The sequence below is a fragment of the Nocardiopsis sp. NPDC049922 genome (assembly GCF_040660275.1).
In the GTDB taxonomy this organism is placed as follows: domain Bacteria; phylum Actinomycetota; class Actinomycetes; order Streptosporangiales; family Streptosporangiaceae; genus Nocardiopsis.
The window spans coordinates 164885-180976 of sequence record NZ_JBFAME010000001.1; the positions used below are offsets into that span (position 1 = coordinate 164885).

A 16092-nucleotide genomic window follows, 5' to 3' on the forward strand; every position below is an offset into this window, starting at 1 on the left:
GGTCAGCCCTCCCGCGCGGCGAGCAGGTCGGGCAGGTCGGCCACGCCGTCGAGGACGTTGGTGGCCCCGGCGGCGCGCAGCGCGGCGTCGTCGTGGGCTCCGGTGCGCACCCCGGCCACGACCGAGGCCCCGGCGCGCAGTCCGCTGCGGACGTCGGAGGCGGTGTCCCCCACGACGGCGATCGCGGCCACCGAGCCGACCCGCGCGCGCAGGGCGGCGGTGAGCACCATGTCGGGGTGGGGACGCCCGCGACCGCCCGCGTCGGCCGGGCACAGCACGAGGTCGGCGGCGTCCTCCCAGCCGAGGGCGCGGAGGATCCGGGCCTGGGTGTCGCCGGAGAACCCGGTGGTCAGGGCGGTGGTTCGACCCTGGTCCCGGAGGGCGCGCAGGGTGTCCCCGGCCCCGGGCAGGGGGGCGCAGCGGCCCTCGTCGACGAGGCGGGCGTAGGCGGCCTCGAAGGCGCGGTTGGCGGCCTGGGCGCTCTCCTCATCCGGGCACAGGTGGCGGAAGACGGTGATCTTGGACTCGCCCATGGTGGCGCGCACGTACGCGGCGGCCTCGGGCGAGTGGTCGGGCAGGGCGGCCGCGAAGGCCTCCTCGACGAGGCCGTCGTCGGCGACGGTGGTGCCCGCCATGTCCAGGACGACGAGTTCGACGGGGGTCGTGTGGTCGGTGGTGCGGTGCATGGTTACCAGCCCAGTTCGTCAGCGGTGGTCTCGGCGATGGCCGGGGAGCAGGTCATGCCGCGCCCGCCGGGCCCGGTGACCAGCCAGGCGTCGGGGCCGACGGCGGCGCGGTGCACGACGCTGGAGGGGTCGGCGCACTGCGCGTACACGCCCGCCCAGCGGCGGCGGATCGGGGGCAGCGGTCGGCCGAGGAGGCGCCCGGCGACCTCGGTGAGGTGCTCGTAGGGGTCCTCGACGGTGTCGAAGGCGAAGGGTGCGTCGTACTCGTGGGTGTCGCCGATGGTCAGGGAGCCGTCGGCGCGCTGGACCATGAGCAGCTGCATGCCGTGGTCGCGGGCGGTGGGCGGCTGGGGCTGGGCGGAGTTGAGCTCGTCCAGCGCGGGGCCGCGGTAGGCGGGGTAGTAGCGGAAGCTGTCGCCGTCCGCGACGGCGGTGGTCAGGGTCGTGCCCAGGGGCGCGGTCTGGGCCATCTGGAGGCGGACGCGGCGGACGGGCGGGTCGGGCAGGAGTTCGCGGACCAGGCCGCCGAGCCAGGCGCCGGTGCACAGGACGACGGCGTCGCCCCGGTGGACCTCGCCGTGGTCGTCGCGGACGGCGCCGGGTCCGGCCAGGTCGCGGACCTCGCGGCCGGTGAGGAGCGTGTAGCGGCCGCCGCGGCGGAGTTCGTCCTGGAGGGCGGCCTGGGCGGTGCGGGGCTCGACCTGGGCGTCGGATCGGCACCACAGGGCGCCGAGGTGGTCGCCGCGCAGGGCGGGGTTGACCTCCCGGACCCGCTCCGGGTCGAGGAGCCGGTAGCCGCGCTCGGCGGCGTCGGGCGCCTGGGCCGCGGCCCTGGCCACGGCCAGCTCGTGTTCGGTCCTGGCGACCGTGAGGGAGCCGGAGGGCCGGAAGCCGAGGGCGGGAACCCGGTCGGCGATCTCCTCCCACAGGACGCGGGCCCGGCGGGCGGCCTCCAGTTCGGGGCCGGGCGCGCGACCGCCGACCCAGACCAGGCCGAAGTTGCGGACGGAGGCGCCGCGCGCGGCGGCCTCGCGTTCGAGGTGGACGACCTCGTGGCCTCGGTCGACGGCCTGCCAGGCGTGCATGGTGCCGAGGACTCCGGCACCGACGATGATCACTCGCATGACCACGAGGTTCGCCGACCCGGGTGGAGACGACCGGGACCGGCGGGGACGGCTCGGTGAACCAGGACCGAACTTTGGACCAGACCTGTTATCATTTAGTGATCTTAAATCCCGGGGAGGCGGGCCGCGGGTCACCCCTGGCCGTCGCCCTCCAGGTGGGCGGTGAAGCTGAACCGGTCGCCCCGGTAGAGCGAGCGCACGCGTTCGAGGGGGCGGCCCTCCCCGTCCCGCGACGTCCGGTGGATGAGCAGCATGGGCAGTGCCGGAGGGGTGCCGATGAGCAGCGCCTCGCGCGGGGTGGCCAGGACGGTCTCCAGCCGTTCCTCGGCGTCGCCGAACGCGATGCCCAGCTCGTCCCGCAGGTAGCCGTAGAAGGTGGAGTCCGGGTCGAAGTCCACGTCCAGGCGGGGCGCGCGAGCCACGGCGATGTAGGTCGACTCCAGCCCCACGCGCTCGTCGTCGGCGAGCAGGACCCGTTCCATGTGCCAGACCGGCTCCCCCGGGTTCACCCGGAGTTCGTTCGCCAGCTGGGGCGGGCACGGCCAGCTGCGCAGGTCGACGAGGGTCCGGCCCGGCCGCAGGCCCTGGCGGCGCACGCCCTCGGTGTAGCTGGCCAGGGCCAGGGGCTGCGCGAGTTTGGGGCCGGCGACGACCGTCCCCCGCCCCCTGCGGGTCAGCCTGCCCTCCAGCAGCAGGTCGCGGAGGGCCTGGCGGACCGTCTCGCGGGCCGCGCCGAAGCGTTCGGCCAGCTCGCGCTCGGTGGGCAGGACCGCGCCCACGGCGAGCTCGGACACCAGGTCGGTGAGGAGTATGCGCACCGCGTAGTACTTGGGGACGCGCCCGTGCTCGGGCACGCCGGCGCGCACCGGCGCGCCGCTGTCCTGGGGGATTCCCGCGTGGGGGGTTCCTGTCGTCGACACGCGGGTCATTGTCCACCACGCCGGTGAACGGGCGGAGCCGGACCGGCGTGGCGGTGCCCTCACCCCGGTTCGGGGACCGAGGCGATGAGCGCGGCCAGCCCCTCCGCGTCGAGCAGGTCGGCGGGGCGGACCGTCTCCCCGGCGCGGACGTAGTGGAACGCGGCGCGGACCTCGCCGAGCTTCACGTCGGCGAGGTCGGCCCAGGCCAGCCGGTAGGCGGCCAGCTGCACGCCGACGGCACGGCGCTCGACCTCGGTGGTGGGCGGGCGGCCGGTCTTCCAGTCGACGACGTCGTAGCGCCCGGTCTCGGGGTCGTGGAAGACCGCGTCCATGCGCCCCCGGATGAGGCGGTCGCCGATGACCGTCTCGAACGGCACCTCGACCTCGGCCGGGACCCGCGCGCCCCACTCGCTCTCCTCGAAGCGGCGCTGGAGCTCGGCCAGGTCCTCGTCCTCTCCGGCGGTCTCGTCGGCGGCCCCCGGCAGCTCGTCCAGGAGCGCGATGTCGCGGCCGAACCGCTGCTCCAGCCAGGTATGGAAGGCCGTTCCGCGCCGGGTGTGCGGCGCGGGCGGCCGGGGCAGGGGGCGGCGGATCCGCCGCGCCAGGGCGGAGGGGTCGCGGGCCAGCCACACCATGGAGGACACGGACAGGTGGGCGGGCAGCTCGACCTCGACCGGCCCCTCCCCCGGCCCGGCCGCCGCGGTCCGGCGGTGGGCGAGCAGGAGTTCGGTGTCGCGCTCCCACCCCTGGAGTCGGCGGCGCAGGCCGGACGGGGCCGGTTCGGCGCTCGTCTCCCCCGCCCGGAGCCGGGCCCGGGCGCGCTCGACCAGCGCGGCGCCCGCCAGGACCTCCGCGCGCCGGGCGTCGGCCGCCTCGCGGGTCGACCCGGCGGCCCCCTCGGGGGCGGCGGCGCCCTCGGCGTGCGCCGGGGGCCACACGGCGGCGTGCTCCTCGTCGTCGTGCGGGTTGGTCTCCTCCGGGTCCGGCGGCGGCGCCCAGGCCACGACCGACCCGGCGCCCGCCTCGCACGCCTCGCGGACCTCCTCCAGGAACACCGACGGGCCGCGCGGCGTGCCGCCGGTACGCCCCCACCAGTGGCCGGTGCACAGCAGCGCGAAGGACGCGCGGGTCACCGCCACGTACGCCAGGCGGCGCTCCTCCATGAGGTGGCGCGCCTCCTCGGCCGCCTTGAAGTCGGCGATGTCCTCCTTGGCCACGCCCGCCAGGGTGGGCAGGCTCGCGCGGTCGCCGCGCAGCGGGTACGGGAGCAGGTGGTCGCCCTTGACCCAGGCCAGTGCGTCGCGTGCCCTGGCCGGGAACAGCGGTGACCTCTGGCCCGCGCACAGTCCGGGCACGATCACCACCGGCCACTGGAGCCCCTTGGCCCCGTGCACGGTCATGAGCTTGACGCTGTCCGACCCCCCGACCCGCTCGCCGGGCGCCAGACCGCTCTCGTTCTCCTCGGCGGCGTTGAGGTAGCCGAGGAAGCCGCCCAGGGTGGGGTCCTCGCTGTTGCCCACGAAGCGGACCGCGTGGTCGACGAAGGCGTCCAGGTCGGCGCGGGCCGACAGCGGGTCGCGGCCGGTGCGGGCGCCCACCTCGATGTCCAGGCCGAGCATCCGCTCGACCTCGGTGACCAGGTCCGGCAGGGGCTGGCCGACCAGTGTGCGCAGCGACCGCAGCTCCTCGGCGAGGCGGCCCAGGCGTGCGTAGGCGGCCTCGGAGTAGTGCTCGGCGGGTCCGGGGTCGTCCACGGCGTCCACGAGGCTGCCGCTCTCGGCGGTCAGGTCCAGGACCGTGCGCCGCAGGATGTCCTCCTCTTGCTCCTCCTCCGGTGCGGGGGCGGTCAGGTCGCGTCTGGTGTGCCGCGCGAGTTCGGCGGCGCGGGCGCCCAGCGCGGCGAGGTCGCGCGGGCCCAGCCGCCACCGGGGTCCGGTGAGCAGGCGGGCCAGCTCGTTGCCCGCCGACGCGTCGTGCACCACGCGCAGGGTGGCGATGATGTCGCGCACCTCGGGGACGAGCATGAGCCCGCCGAGCCCGACCACCTCGACGGGGATCCCGCGCGCCTCCAGGGCCTCGCGCAGCGGCGGGAACTGGGCGCGCTTGCGGCACAGCACGGCGACGTCGCCCGGACTGACCCCGCCGTCCTCGCCGCCGCCCGACTCGCCGTCCGGCCACGGCAGGAAGTCGGGGGCGGTGTGCGTGTCGCCCGGCTCACCCGGTCGGGCGTGGACGAGGCTGTGCACCTGCTCGGCGATCCACGCGGCCTCCTCGGTCTCCGTCGGGAAGAGCGCGGTCAGGGCGGTGCCGCGCCCCCGGCGGGCCGGACCCGGGTGGAGGACGGGGACCTCGGCGGCCTCGGCGCGCAGCGGCTCGGCGATCCGCTCGGCCACGCCCAGCACGCGTTCGCCGTTGCGGAAGCTGGTGGACAGGCGGCGCACGGGGGCGGGCCGGCCGGGGGAGACCGGGAAGTCGGTGGGGAAGCGGGTGAGGTTGGCGGCGATCGCGCCCCGCCAGCCGTAGATGGACTGGCAGGGGTCGCCGACGGCGGTGACCGGGTGCCCCTCCCCGAACAGGGACCGCAGCAGCACGAGCTGGGCGTGGCTGGTGTCCTGGTACTCGTCGAGGAGGACCACGCGGAACCGGCCGCGTTCGATGAGGCCGACCTCGGGGTGGTTCTCCGCGATGCGCGCGGCCAGGGCCATCTGGTCGCCGAAGTCCATCGCCTCGCGGACGTGCTTGGCGTGGTTGTACCGGTCCACGAGCGGCAGGAGCTGTTCGCGGCGGCGCTGGGCGTCGACCAGGTCGCGGGTCTCCCTGGTGGCCTTGCGGGTCATCGCGTCGACCTCGGCCTGGATCCACCGGCCGATCCCGCGCACGCGGTCGGTGGTGGTCAGGTGGTCGGCGATCTCCCCGGACAGGTGCAGGACCCGCTGGGTGACGGTGTCCGCCCCGACGGTGATGCGGTCCATCGGCCCGTCGTACTCGCCGACGATCCGCGCGGCCAGCTGCCAGGACTGCCCCTCGCTGAGCAGGCGGGCGGTGGGCTCGACCGCCTCGCGCAGGGCGTGGTCGGCGACGATCCGCCCGGCGTAGGCGTTGTAGGTGGACACGGTCGGCTCGCCGTCGAGCACCTCCGAGGGCAGCTGCTCGGTGGCGCGCAGCTGGTCGAGGCGCTTGCGGACGCGCTCGGCCAGCTCGGCGGTGGCCTTGCGGGTGAAGGTCAGGCCGAGCACCTGTTCCGGGCGCACGTGCCCGTTGGCGACCAGCCACACGACGCGGGCGGCCATGGTCTCGCTCTTGCCCGACCCCGCGCCCGCGATGACCACGCCCGGTTCCAAGGGCGCGGAGACGACCTCGGACTGCTCGGCGGTGGGTTCGGGCTGGCCGAGCAGCCGGGCCAGTTCGGCGGGGGTCAGACGGGGGAACGTCGGCGGGGCGTCGGAGGGGTCGGTGCGGGGTCTAGACATGGCGTCCCTCGTCCTGGACGGGACAGCAGGCGCGCACGGCGCACGCGTTGCAGCCCTTGTTGCGTGTGGCGGTGAAGCGGGCGCCGCCCATCCCGGCGGCGACCTCGCGCACCAGCGTCCCGGCCCACTCGGGGTCGGGGTCCTCGCCCAGCGGGGGCTGGGGCTGTTCGCGCCACTTCCTGGTCTTCTCGCCGACCTGGACGAGGGCGGCGCCGCCGGGTTCGGTGAGGCCGAGCTTGGCGAAGGCGCCCTTGAGCACGGCCATCTGGTAGACGCCGAGCTGGGGGTGGCGGGCCAGGTCCTCGGCCTTGTTCCGGCCGGTCTTGATGTCGACGACGACCGCGCGGCCCCGGTCGTCGCGTTCGAGGCGGTCCACGCGCCCGGTGATCTCGATGCCGCCGACGTCCACGCGGAAGCCCTCCTCGGTGACGACCAGCTCGCGGTCGTTGGCGGCGTCCCAGTCCAGGAGTTTGCCGACCATCTCGTCGGCGCGCTCGCGCTGCTTGGCCGCCTGCCAGGGGCCGCCGAAGTCGAGGTCGGACCAGATCTCGTCCATGCGTTCGCGGATCTCGTCCGGGGAGGCGCCGTGCGCGACCAGGACCGCGACGGCGTGCACGACCGTGCCCAGCGCGGAGGCGGAGTCGCCGGAGGAGGCCCCGGCGGCGCGTTCGAGCAGCCACCGCAGCTGGCAGTTGGTGAAGCTCTCCACCTGGGACGGGGAGACGCGGATGGTGTCCTCCTCCCCCGCCAGCGGGCCGTCGTCGGTGAAGGGGGTGAGGGCGTACCACTCGGCCGGGTCGGCGCCGCGCACGCCCTCCTCGGCCAGGCGAGCCAGGTGGGCGGCGGCGGCCTCGCGCAGCGGCTCGGGGGCGGAGGGGTCGGTGACCACCGAGCGCAGGTCCGCGACGAGCGCGGGCAGGGACAGCCAGCGGCGGCCGGTGCTGACCGGCTCGGGGTCGCCCACGCCCATCTCGTTGAGGAACCGCGAGGGGCGCTCGTCGGTGTCCTCGCCGCCCACGGCGGTGACGACCAGGGTGTGCCGGGCGCGGGTGAGGGCGACGTAGAACAGGCGGCGTTCCTCGTCCAGGAGCTTGGAGGCCAGGGCCGCGCCGGAGGTGTCGGCGGAGTGGACGTCGGCGTCGACGAGCTCCTCGACCCCGAGCAGCGATCCGCGCAGTCGCAGGTCGGGCCACTCACCCTCCTGCGCCCCGGCCACCACGACCAGCCCCCACTCCAGGCCCTTGGAGCGGTGGGCGGTGAGGATGCGCACCGCCTCGCCCTCGGGAGCGCGCTCGGCGAGGCTGTCCCCGGGAATCTCCTGGGCGGCGAGGTCCTCCAGGAATCCGGCCGGGGCGCCGGGGGGCAGGCGGTCGCAGTAGCGGGCGGCGCTCTCGAAGAGGGCCACCACGGCGTCCAGGTCGCGGTCGGCGGCGGCGCCCCGGCGGCCGCCCGCCTGGCTGGCGCGCAGGAGGCGGTCGGCGAGACCGCTGTCGCGCCACAGCCGCCACAGGACCTGCTCGGCGTCGGCGCCCTGGTCGGTCAGCGTCCGGACGGTGGCCAGGGCCTCGGCCACGCGCAGGGCGGGCGCGGCGACGCCGGGGTCGACCAGGGCCAGTTCGCGGGGGTCGCGCAGGGCGTCCACGAGCAGGCGGGAGGCGGGACGGTAGCCGTCGTCGGAGCCGCCCGCGGTGTCCGGGGCGGTCGCGTCGCGGTCGGCCCTGGCGGCGGCCGCCCGGTCCAGGTCGAGGCGGCGCAGGGCCCGCACGAGCCGCCGCAGCCGGACGGTGTCGGCCTCGCCGAACGGGCTGGTGAGCAGCGCGCGGGCGGTGTCGTCGTCGAGCTCGTCCGGGGACAGGCCGTAGCGGATGAGCGCGAGCAGCGGCCGGACGATCGGTTCGGCGGCCACGGGCAGGTCGTCCGCGCCCACGGCCACGGGGACCGACGCGGCGGTCAGGGCGCGGCGCAGGACCGGCAGCTGGCGGGTGGCGGAGCGCACGAGGACCGCCATGTCCGACCAGGGCACGCCGTCGACCAGGTGCGCCCGGCGCAGGGTGTCGGCGATGACCGCCGCCTCCTGGGCGCCGCTGTCGGCCATGAGGACCTGGACGGCGCCCTCCGGGACGTTCTCCCCCGGCGTCAGGTCGCGGTGCTCGTTGACGTGCCCGCCCGCCGACGCGACGGCGGGCAGGCGCCGGGTCAGCCCCCGGGAGGCGGACAGCAGCGCGGAGCCGCTGCGGCGGCAGGTGCGCAGCGCGACGACGGGCGCCTCGGAGCGGTCCGCGGCGCGGAAGCGGCGGGGAAACTCCAGGATGTTGTCGACCTCGGCGCCGCGGAACGCGTAGATGGACTGGTCGGGGTCGCCGACCGCGACGAGGTCGCGACCGTCCCCCGCCAGGGCGCGCAGCAGCTCCTCCTGGGCGGGGTCGGTGTCCTGGTACTCGTCGACGAACACGACCTCGCGGGCCGCGCGCTCGCGCTCCTGGACTCCGGGGTCGGCGAGCATGTTGGCGGCGACGCGGACGAGTTCGGCGTAGTTGAGCGTGGGCACGGGCGCGATGTCGAACCGGCCGGTGTAGCGCTCCAGGAACCCGGCGGCCGCCACCCAGTCGTCCCTTCCGCGCTCACGGCCGAGCCGGTCCAGCTCGGCCGGTCCCAGGCCGCGCTCCTGGGCGCGCATGAGGAAGTCGCGCAGCTCCTCGGCGAAGCCGCGCGTCTCCAGCGCCGGGCGCAGCCGCTCGGGCCAGGCCTCGCCGCCGTCCCGGGCCTCCCCGGAGAGCAGTTCGCGCACCTCCATCAGCTGCTCGGGTCCGGACAGCAGGCGCGGCGGCAGGTCGCCCATCCGCTGGAACTCGCGGCGGATCAGGGCGTAGGCGTAGCTGTGGAAGGTGAGCGCGAGGGGTTCGCGCGTGGTGCGGCGCAGCCGGGCGGTGATCCGTTCGCGCAGTTCCTGGGCGGCCTTGCGGCTGAACGTGAGCACGAGGACGCGGGAGGGGTCGACGCCCCGGTTGTCGATGCGGTCGACGACGGCCTCGACGATGGTGGTGGTCTTCCCGGTGCCGGGACCGGCCAACACGAGCAGGGGACCGCCCGCGTGCTCGACCACGCGCCGCTGGTTCCCGTCCAGCACCGGTGGCGGCTGCGCCTGGTTGGCGCGCCGCACGAGTCGGTATCGGGCATGGTCCACGAGCACCAGTTCACCAGAGGTCGGGGACCTTCTCGGACACACCGTGGGCGGCCGTGCTCCCCACGGGGCTCAGCCGTGCCCGTCCCACCGGCCCCGGCGCATGTCCACGCGGTCGCCGCCGGGGCGCATGGGGGTCGCCTCGGCCGCGTAGTGGGACAGGGCACGCACCTCGTGGCCGGAGGCCGGGCGGCCGTCCGAGCGCACGACACGCCACCAGGGGACGCCGCCGCCCCAGGTGGACATGACGGAGCCGACCTGGCGGGGGCCGCCCCGGCCGACGTACTCGGCGATGTCGCCGTAGGACATCACCCTGCCGGGCGGGATGCGTTCGACCACGGCGAGGACCTCCTCGGCGTAGTCGTCGGGGCCTTCGTGGGGGTCGTCGTCCAGCACACCGCAGAGCCTACTGCGGCGGGGCCCCGGAGGACCGGGGTTCGGCGGGTCACCCCGGCACCGCTCCGGGCCGCTCAGGCTCCGGTTCTGCCCGCCGGTCTCCCGGGGATCTCGTTGCGGTGCACGGTCCAGGCGAGTTCCGGGTCGCGTCGGCGGGTCCGGGTGGCCATCACCAGCCCGTAGACCCCCAGCAGCGCGATCGCCGCCCCGAGCACCCAGGCGCTCCACGCGGCGAGGGGCTGGTCGGTGAACTCCAGGAGCCACGGCAGCGCGAACGTCAGCAGACCCACGACCAGCGCCGCGATCTCCCCGGACACCGCCCCCGGCCGGGTCAGGGAGATGACCGAGGCCATGACCACGACCAGTCCGAACACGAACATCAGCCCGCCGGACCAGCCGAGCATGCCGTGCCACATCCAGCTCACTCCGAGGGCCAGACCGACGGCGACGGCCACCCAGTCGGCCCAGCGTCCCTTCTCTCGCATCACGCCACCTCCCAGCGGCGGGCCGCCCTGGTGGAGTCGGCGGCGGCCCTCGTGGGGGTTCTACCCACTCGGAGCGGAGAGACGACGCCGGTCCGAGGTTGTGGACGACGGCGAAGGGGCGGCGGAGCCGGAAGGGACCCGGTTCCGCCGCCCCTCGCGCTCGGGGCCGCCGGTCAGTAGACGGGCAGGCTCGGGTCGACCTGGTTGATCCAGGCGAGCACACCGCCGCCGACGTGCACGGCGTCGGTGAAGCCGGCGGCCTTGACCGCCGCCAGCGCCTCGGCCGAACGCGCGCCCGACTTGCAGTGCAGGACGATGCGCCGGTCCTGCGGAAGCCGCTCGAAGGCCTTCCCGTTGAGGAACTCGCCCTTGGGGATGAGGACCGCGCCCGGGATGTTGACGATCTCGTACTCGTTCTGCTCGCGGACGTCGACGAGGAAGACGTCCTCGTCCTTGTCCAGCAGGTCCTTGAGCTCGCCCGCGGTGATGGTGGAACCGGCGGCGGCCTCGGCGGCCTCATCCGAGACCACGCCGCAGAACGCCTCGTAGTCGATGAGCTCGGTGACCGGCTCGGTGTCGGGGTCCTTGCGGACCTTCACCTCGCGCCAGGTCATCTCCAGGGCGTCGAAGATGAGCAGACGGCCGACCAGCGGCTCACCGATACCGGTGATCAGCTTGATCGCCTCGTTCACCATGACGGAGCCGATGGACGCGCACAGGACGCCCAGCACGCCGCCCTCGGCGCAGGACGGGACCATCCCGGGCGGCGGCGGCTCGGGGTAGAGGTCGCGGTACTGCGGCCCGTACTCGTTCCAGAAGACGCTGACCTGGCCGTCGAAGCGGTAGATCGAGCCCCACACGTACGGCTTGTTCAGCAGCACGCAGGCGTCGTTGACCAGGTAGCGGGTGGCGAAGTTGTCCGTGCCGTCCAGGATCAGGTCGTACCCGGCGAAGATGTCCAACGCGTTGTCCGACTCCAGGCGCTCCTGGTGCAGGACGACCTCGACGTTCGGGTTCACCTCCTTGATGCTGTCCCGGGCGGACTCGGCCTTGGGGCGGTCGACGTCGCTCTGACCGTGGATGATCTGGCGCTGGAGGTTGGACTCGTCCACGACGTCGAAGTCGATGATGCCGAGCGTGCCCACACCCGCCGCGGCGAGGTAGAGCAGTGCCGGGGAACCCAGACCGCCGGCGCCGACGACCAGGACCTTGGCGTTCTTCAGGCGCTTCTGCCCGTCCATGCCCACGTCGGGGATGATCAGGTGACGCGAGTAACGGCGCACCTCGTCCACGGTCAGCTCGTCAGCTGGTTCCACCAGCGGCGGCAGCGACACGGTGACTCCTCATGTCTGTTCAGGTGGCTCCGCACCGCCCGGACCGGAGGGCGTCCGGCCGAGGGGGCGGGGCGCGGAGCATGCTTGCACTTATACCCAACCTAACGGGTGGGGTTTCCCATTCCCACCCCGGGGAGGCCTGGGCCACACCCCGTCGCCCGCTCTCCAACGTACCCGCGCCACCCCGTGCCGCCTGCGAGTTCGCCGCCTCGGCCTCCCTCCTCGGCGGCCCCGGGGCGGGTAGTGTCGTCTGTACGCGCAGCGACGACGCCGGGAGGATCCCGTGGCAGCACAGAAGCGTTCCGGGAAGCGACGCCCCGAGATCGAGGAGGACCCGCCGGCGGAGGTGCCCGAGGCCGACGCGGCGGAGCAGAGCGCGGTGACCGTCGAGGAGGCGAACGACCACTGGCTGGAGAAACCCGCCGGCCGGTCCCTGGACCAGGCCAGCGAGGGGGACGTGGTCGAACAGCTGCGTGAGCTGGGCACCGACGAGGAGGAGGAGCACCGGTGACCGGGCTCGCGACCGACCGCCCACAGCGAACCTACGCCGGAGTAAGATGAGGGGAAGCCTGTGGGGCGCGACACGTGGTCGCGTCGGGCAGAACTAGCCACGCAGATGTTCGGTACTGGCGTGCATCTGCCATGCCGAATTCGGAGGGTGTGGGTGTGACAGCTCCTTCAGACGCCCGCGCCCGGGGTACCCGCTTGCCCCGGGTCAGGCGCCGACGCCAGCTCCTGGCCGCGGCTCAGGAGGTCTTCGTCGCCCGCGGCTACCACGCCGCGGCCATGGACGAGATCGCCGAGCGCGCGGGGGTCAGCAAGCCGGTCCTGTACCAGCACTTCCCAGGCAAGCTGGAGCTCTACCTGGCCCTGTTGGAGGAGCACTCCGAGGCACTGGTCGAGAAGCAGCGCGAGGCGCTGGAGAGCACGGACGACAACCGCCAGCGCGTGATCGCGAGCTTCCGGGCCTACTTCGACTTCGTCGCGGGCGACGGCGAGGCGTTCCGGCTGGTCTTCGAATCCGACCTGCGCAACCTGCCCGCCGTGCGCGAGAAGAGCGAGCAGACCTTCCAGCGCTGCGCCGAGCTGATCGGAGAGGTGATCCGCCAGGACACCAGCATCTCCGACGAGGAGGCCCGGCTGCTGAGCATCGGGCTGGTCGGCATGGCCGAGACCAGCGCGCGGTACTGGCTCAACAACTACGGCGAGCTCCCCAAGGACGCCGCCGAACTGCTCGTCGCCCGCCTCGCCTGGCGCGGGATCAGCGGTTGGGACCTGCACCGCCAGGACCGGGGCGAGCGCTCCGAGGACTGACACCGGACGGACCGGGACGACCTCGCCCCCGGGCGCGCCGAACGCGCGCCCGGGGGTTCTCCTTTCCCGTCGGGAGGAATCCCCGAAATACCGGGAAACGGATTGTCCACGCCCCGCTTCGACGCGTCGCCCACTCTTTGGTCAAGGAATTCCAGGAAAAGGTCAAGCCCACCCTGACAAGGCGGGCAAAAGGTTCAATTCCCGAAGGTCGGGTATCGCGGACATGAGACGTACGGCACTTGTTCCGCCGTACCCGTCCGGGCGATCTCCGTGCCCCGGCGGTCGACGCGATTCGGGGGTGAAGGCGTTATGGACATTGGTCAGGGCATGACCGCGGCCTGGGAGGCGGTGGCGACCTTCGTGCCGTTGCTGGTCGGGTTCCTCGTGATCCTCGTGGTGGGCTGGTTCGTCGCCTGGGTCCTGGGCAAGGGCGTCGCGCGGGGTCTGCACTCCGTGGGCCTCGACCGCGCGCTGCACCGCGGCGGCGTGGGCCAGTACTTCGACCGCAGCCGCTGGAGCGCCAGTGAGCTGTGCGGGAAGATCATCTACTACGTCGGCGTCCTGTTCGTCCTCACGCTGGCGTTCAACGTCTTCGGACCGAACCCGATCAGTCTCCTGCTCAACGACGTCATCGCCTGGATCCCGCACGGCATCGTGGCACTGGTGATCCTCGTCGTGGCCGGAATGCTGGCCAAGGCCGTCCGCGACCTCATCAGCGGGGCGCTCGGTGGCCTCTCGTACGGCCGTCTCCTGGCCAACGTGGCGGCGGTGGCCATCCTGGCGCTCGGTGTGATCGCCGCGCTGAACCAGATGGGCGTGGCGCTGACCGTCACCATGCCGGTCCTCATCGCGGCGCTGGCCACGGTCGGCGGCATCCTCGTCGTCGGTGTCGGCGGCGGCATGATCCGGCCGATGCAGTCGCGCTGGTCGCGGTGGCTGGACGTGGTCGAGCGCGAGACGCGCCAGATGGGCGAGGGCCCCAGCTACGAGGCCGGCCGCGAGGCGGCGATGAGGCGCCCCGCCGAGAAGGAGAAGGGCGCGGAGGAGGCGAAGGCGACCCCCGGACAGCGCGGCGGCGGTGAGGCCACCCGGTAGCCGCGCGCGAGACCTGCGGCCGCGTCATCGGCCGGAGGAAAGGGATGCAGGTAGGGGGCGGGGCCGTCAGACCCCGCCCTCGCGTCGTGCCCGGGCGCCGCAGGACCGGCGCGCGGGCTCAGAGCAGCTCGGAGTCGCGCAGTTCCAGGCGCGACAGGTGCTCGATCCTCCGGAACGCGAGGACGCCCGTGGCGATGACCGGAACGAACGCCAGCCAGAAGACCGCGCTGCCCGGCCCGGTGAGGACCATCGAGACCAGCGCGACGACGATGATCAGTGCGAACAGCGCGAAGTCGACGCGATCCTGTTGGATCAGGACGCCGACCGGTGGACGCGCCGCCCCATGCCGACCGCTCCTCATTCGGATTCCTTTCTCGCGGCTCTGCGGGCCGCTCCGCCAGTCGCGGCGCCCGGTCCCTCCGGACCGGTACCGCGCATCCCACGTTGCCTTCCGCGGGGCCCTGGACCAGCCTCGGCGACGGGGCCGCACATCGGCCTCTGATCGTCACCGGCTATCTTCAGCGTACGCCGAGCTCCGGGTTTTCGCTGGAGAACGGGTGGGCCCGGTCGCAGCGAGCATGATCGCGTCCGCGACCGCCCGCGGATGCCACCAACCTAGCGGACGAAGCCCCGTTCCTTGGCCAGGCGGCAGATCGCGAGGACGCGGAGGGTCTCCCAGTCGTACTCGACCGCCTCGGAGTCCCAGCCGCGCTCCAGGCACCCGTCGAGGAAACCGTGCAGGTACGTGCCGAGGCTGCGGGCGCTGAGCGCGCGGCCGGACGAGGTGATCGCCGCGCACACCTCCGCGGCGTGCTGGTCCAGCTCAGCGGCCATGCCGGGCTCGACGTCGGCGTCGAGCGGACCGATCTTGTGGAAGTCACGGGTGAGTCCGGCCAGCGGGTGGCGCAGGGAGGTCCCACGGGGCATGGAAGTACCTACTCGCGTGGTCAGGAGACGGGAGACGTCATCGACTATACGTGCATTCACCAAGGAATCGTCATGAAAGTGTTGGAGACGACCCCGGTCCGACCACCCGGAACGCCGTCCCCACGGCGGTCCCGGGAATCCGTGGATCCTTCCGGATCCGGCGGACGGCGGGGCTAGTCCGCCAGCCCCATCGCGCGCAGACGCCCGGCGTGCCCCTCGGTCAGTGAGGCGAACATCCTACTGACGGCCGCCAGATCGCCCGTGCCGGAGGACTTCGACGAACGCCGCTCCTCGCCCTCGGCGCCCCCGGCCAGCAGTGTGGCGAGTTCGGGACGCCGCACGGCCACGGCCTGCGCCTGGCTCAGGGCCTCGCCGACCAGGCGCCGCGCCCACAGGGCCAGGCGTCCCGCGAGCTTGGGGTCCTCCTCCAGCGCGCCGCGCACGGTCTCGGCGACGAACTCGGCGCGGCCGGTCTCGGCGAGCACGCCCTCGATCAGGACGCGGGTCTCGTCGTCGGCCAGCCCGGCGACGCGGGCGTAGAAGTCCCCGGCGATGCCGTCGCCGACGTAGGTCTTGACCAGGCTCTCCAGCCAGCTCTTCGGCTCGGTGCGCTCCGTCCAGGCGTCCAGCGGCGCGACGAACGGCGCCATGGCCTCCTCGGGGTCGGCGCCGAGCTCCTCCAGGCGGTCGCGGAGCGCCTGGTAGTGCGCCTGCTCCGTGGCGGCGAGGGCGGCCAGCTGGCCCTTCGCGCGCAGGGTCGGGGCGAGCCCCGCGTCGTCGGCGAGCCGGAAGAAGGAGCCGAGTTCGGCGTAGGCGAGCAGCCCGAGGAGGTCGATCACCCCGGGGTCGGCAGAAGGGCCTTGCGTCATGCCCGTCAGCGTAGCGCCCGGTCGCGCGCGGACCGAACGGGGGACCTCCCGCACCCGCCCGTCGGCCCGTCCGGGGACTAAACACGCCGCGACCACGGTTGCACCGGCTGGGAACGGGTAGGTCCCCGGCCGTCCACAGCCCGGCGAACCGTTACGTCCACCGGGCGGGGCACCAGCTAGACTCTGCGTGATGACCGGCGTGTGCAGACGACCAGACCAGCCCTCGCCCCTTCGGGGACGGTCACCCGGCCACCACGGCGCGGCGATCGGTGCCGGTCTGGAACACAGCGG

Annotated in this window: 14 protein-coding genes; 3 read left to right on the forward strand and 11 right to left on the reverse strand. The window is 74.0% G+C overall.

The window, feature by feature from the left end:
- Positions 1 to 2 precede the first annotated feature (2 nt).
- From AB0I72_RS00875 to moeZ, 8 genes are all read right to left on the reverse strand, one after another.
- A complete protein-coding gene (locus AB0I72_RS00875) occupies positions 3 to 686 on the reverse strand; it encodes a phosphonatase-like hydrolase (protein ID WP_358561141.1) in 684 nt (227 codons plus the stop codon).
- Between the two features lie 2 nt (positions 687 to 688).
- On the reverse strand, positions 689 to 1804 hold the full coding sequence (locus AB0I72_RS00880; protein WP_358562764.1) for a TIGR03364 family FAD-dependent oxidoreductase: 1116 nt from the start codon (positions 1802 to 1804) through the stop codon (positions 689 to 691).
- 137 nt (positions 1805 to 1941) lie between these two features.
- Complete coding sequence (locus AB0I72_RS00885) at positions 1942 to 2739, reverse strand: GntR family transcriptional regulator (RefSeq protein ID WP_358561144.1); 798 nt, start codon at positions 2737 to 2739, stop codon at positions 1942 to 1944.
- A 50-nt stretch (positions 2740 to 2789) separates the two neighbouring features.
- Positions 2790 to 6200, reverse strand: coding sequence for a UvrD-helicase domain-containing protein (locus tag AB0I72_RS00890; protein WP_358561147.1), 3411 nt, complete (start codon positions 6198 to 6200; stop codon positions 2790 to 2792).
- A complete protein-coding gene (locus tag AB0I72_RS00895) occupies positions 6193 to 9360 on the reverse strand; it encodes an ATP-dependent DNA helicase (RefSeq protein ID WP_358562766.1) in 3168 nt (1055 codons plus the stop codon). Before AB0I72_RS00895 ends, AB0I72_RS00890 begins: the two co-directional genes overlap by 8 nt.
- 93 nt (positions 9361 to 9453) lie before the next feature.
- Positions 9454 to 9774: an MGMT family protein gene (locus AB0I72_RS00900; protein WP_358562768.1), complete on the reverse strand. Its 321-nt coding sequence runs from the start codon at positions 9772 to 9774 to the stop codon at positions 9454 to 9456.
- A gap of 77 nt (positions 9775 to 9851) precedes the next feature.
- Positions 9852 to 10262, reverse strand: coding sequence for an SPW repeat protein (locus tag AB0I72_RS00905; RefSeq protein WP_358561150.1), 411 nt, complete (start codon positions 10260 to 10262; stop codon positions 9852 to 9854).
- A gap of 173 nt (positions 10263 to 10435) precedes the next feature.
- Positions 10436 to 11596 (reverse strand): adenylyltransferase/sulfurtransferase MoeZ, encoded by a 1161-nt coding sequence (moeZ, locus tag AB0I72_RS00910; protein WP_358561152.1) that lies wholly within the window; start codon positions 11594 to 11596, stop codon positions 10436 to 10438.
- Positions 11597 to 11879: 283 nt separating this feature from the next.
- On the opposite strand from moeZ, the gene AB0I72_RS00915 reads away from it, so the two are divergent.
- The 3 genes from AB0I72_RS00915 (at position 11880) to AB0I72_RS00925 (ending at position 14005) form a co-directional block, all read left to right on the forward strand.
- A complete protein-coding gene (locus tag AB0I72_RS00915) occupies positions 11880 to 12107 on the forward strand; it encodes a hypothetical protein (protein ID WP_358561155.1) in 228 nt (75 codons plus the stop codon).
- 155 nt (positions 12108 to 12262) lie between these two features.
- Positions 12263 to 12910 (forward strand): helix-turn-helix domain-containing protein, encoded by a 648-nt coding sequence (locus tag AB0I72_RS00920; protein WP_358561158.1) that lies wholly within the window; start codon positions 12263 to 12265, stop codon positions 12908 to 12910.
- 309 nt (positions 12911 to 13219) lie between these two features.
- Complete coding sequence (locus AB0I72_RS00925) at positions 13220 to 14005, forward strand: hypothetical protein (protein WP_358561161.1); 786 nt, start codon at positions 13220 to 13222, stop codon at positions 14003 to 14005.
- Between the two features lie 118 nt (positions 14006 to 14123).
- On the opposite strand, the gene AB0I72_RS00930 is transcribed toward AB0I72_RS00925, so the two are convergent.
- The 3 genes from AB0I72_RS00930 to AB0I72_RS00940 form a co-directional block, all read right to left on the reverse strand.
- Complete coding sequence (locus tag AB0I72_RS00930; RefSeq protein ID WP_358561163.1) at positions 14124 to 14366, reverse strand: hypothetical protein; 243 nt, start codon at positions 14364 to 14366, stop codon at positions 14124 to 14126.
- A gap of 254 nt (positions 14367 to 14620) precedes the next feature.
- Complete coding sequence (locus AB0I72_RS00935) at positions 14621 to 14932, reverse strand: DUF6401 family natural product biosynthesis protein (RefSeq protein WP_358561166.1); 312 nt, start codon at positions 14930 to 14932, stop codon at positions 14621 to 14623.
- Between the two features lie 173 nt (positions 14933 to 15105).
- The gene (locus AB0I72_RS00940; RefSeq protein ID WP_358561169.1) at positions 15106 to 15801 is read right to left on the reverse strand and encodes a ferritin-like fold-containing protein; all 696 of its coding nucleotides are present in this window, start codon (positions 15799 to 15801) and stop codon (positions 15106 to 15108) included.
- Positions 15802 to 16092 lie beyond the last annotated feature (291 nt).

What these genes read in the sequence shown, in the direction of transcription:
- AB0I72_RS00875 (WP_358561141.1), bottom strand. Translation starts at nt 686, where the DNA reads ATGCACCGCACCACCGACCACACGACCCCCGTCGAACTCGTCGTCCTG.
- AB0I72_RS00885 (WP_358561144.1), bottom strand. Translation starts at nt 2,739, where the DNA reads ATGACCCGCGTGTCGACGACAGGAACCCCCCACGCGGGAATCCCCCAG.
- AB0I72_RS00890 (WP_358561147.1), bottom strand. Translation starts at nt 6,200, where the DNA reads ATGTCTAGACCCCGCACCGACCCCTCCGACGCCCCGCCGACGTTCCCC.
- AB0I72_RS00905 (WP_358561150.1), bottom strand. Translation starts at nt 10,262, where the DNA reads ATGCGAGAGAAGGGACGCTGGGCCGACTGGGTGGCCGTCGCCGTCGGT.
- AB0I72_RS00925 (WP_358561161.1), top strand. Translation starts at nt 13,220, where the DNA reads ATGGACATTGGTCAGGGCATGACCGCGGCCTGGGAGGCGGTGGCGACC.
- AB0I72_RS00930 (WP_358561163.1), bottom strand. Translation starts at nt 14,366, where the DNA reads ATGAGGAGCGGTCGGCATGGGGCGGCGCGTCCACCGGTCGGCGTCCTG.
- AB0I72_RS00935 (WP_358561166.1), bottom strand. Translation starts at nt 14,932, where the DNA reads ATGCCCCGTGGGACCTCCCTGCGCCACCCGCTGGCCGGACTCACCCGT.
- AB0I72_RS00940 (WP_358561169.1), bottom strand. Translation starts at nt 15,801, where the DNA reads ATGACGCAAGGCCCTTCTGCCGACCCCGGGGTGATCGACCTCCTCGGG.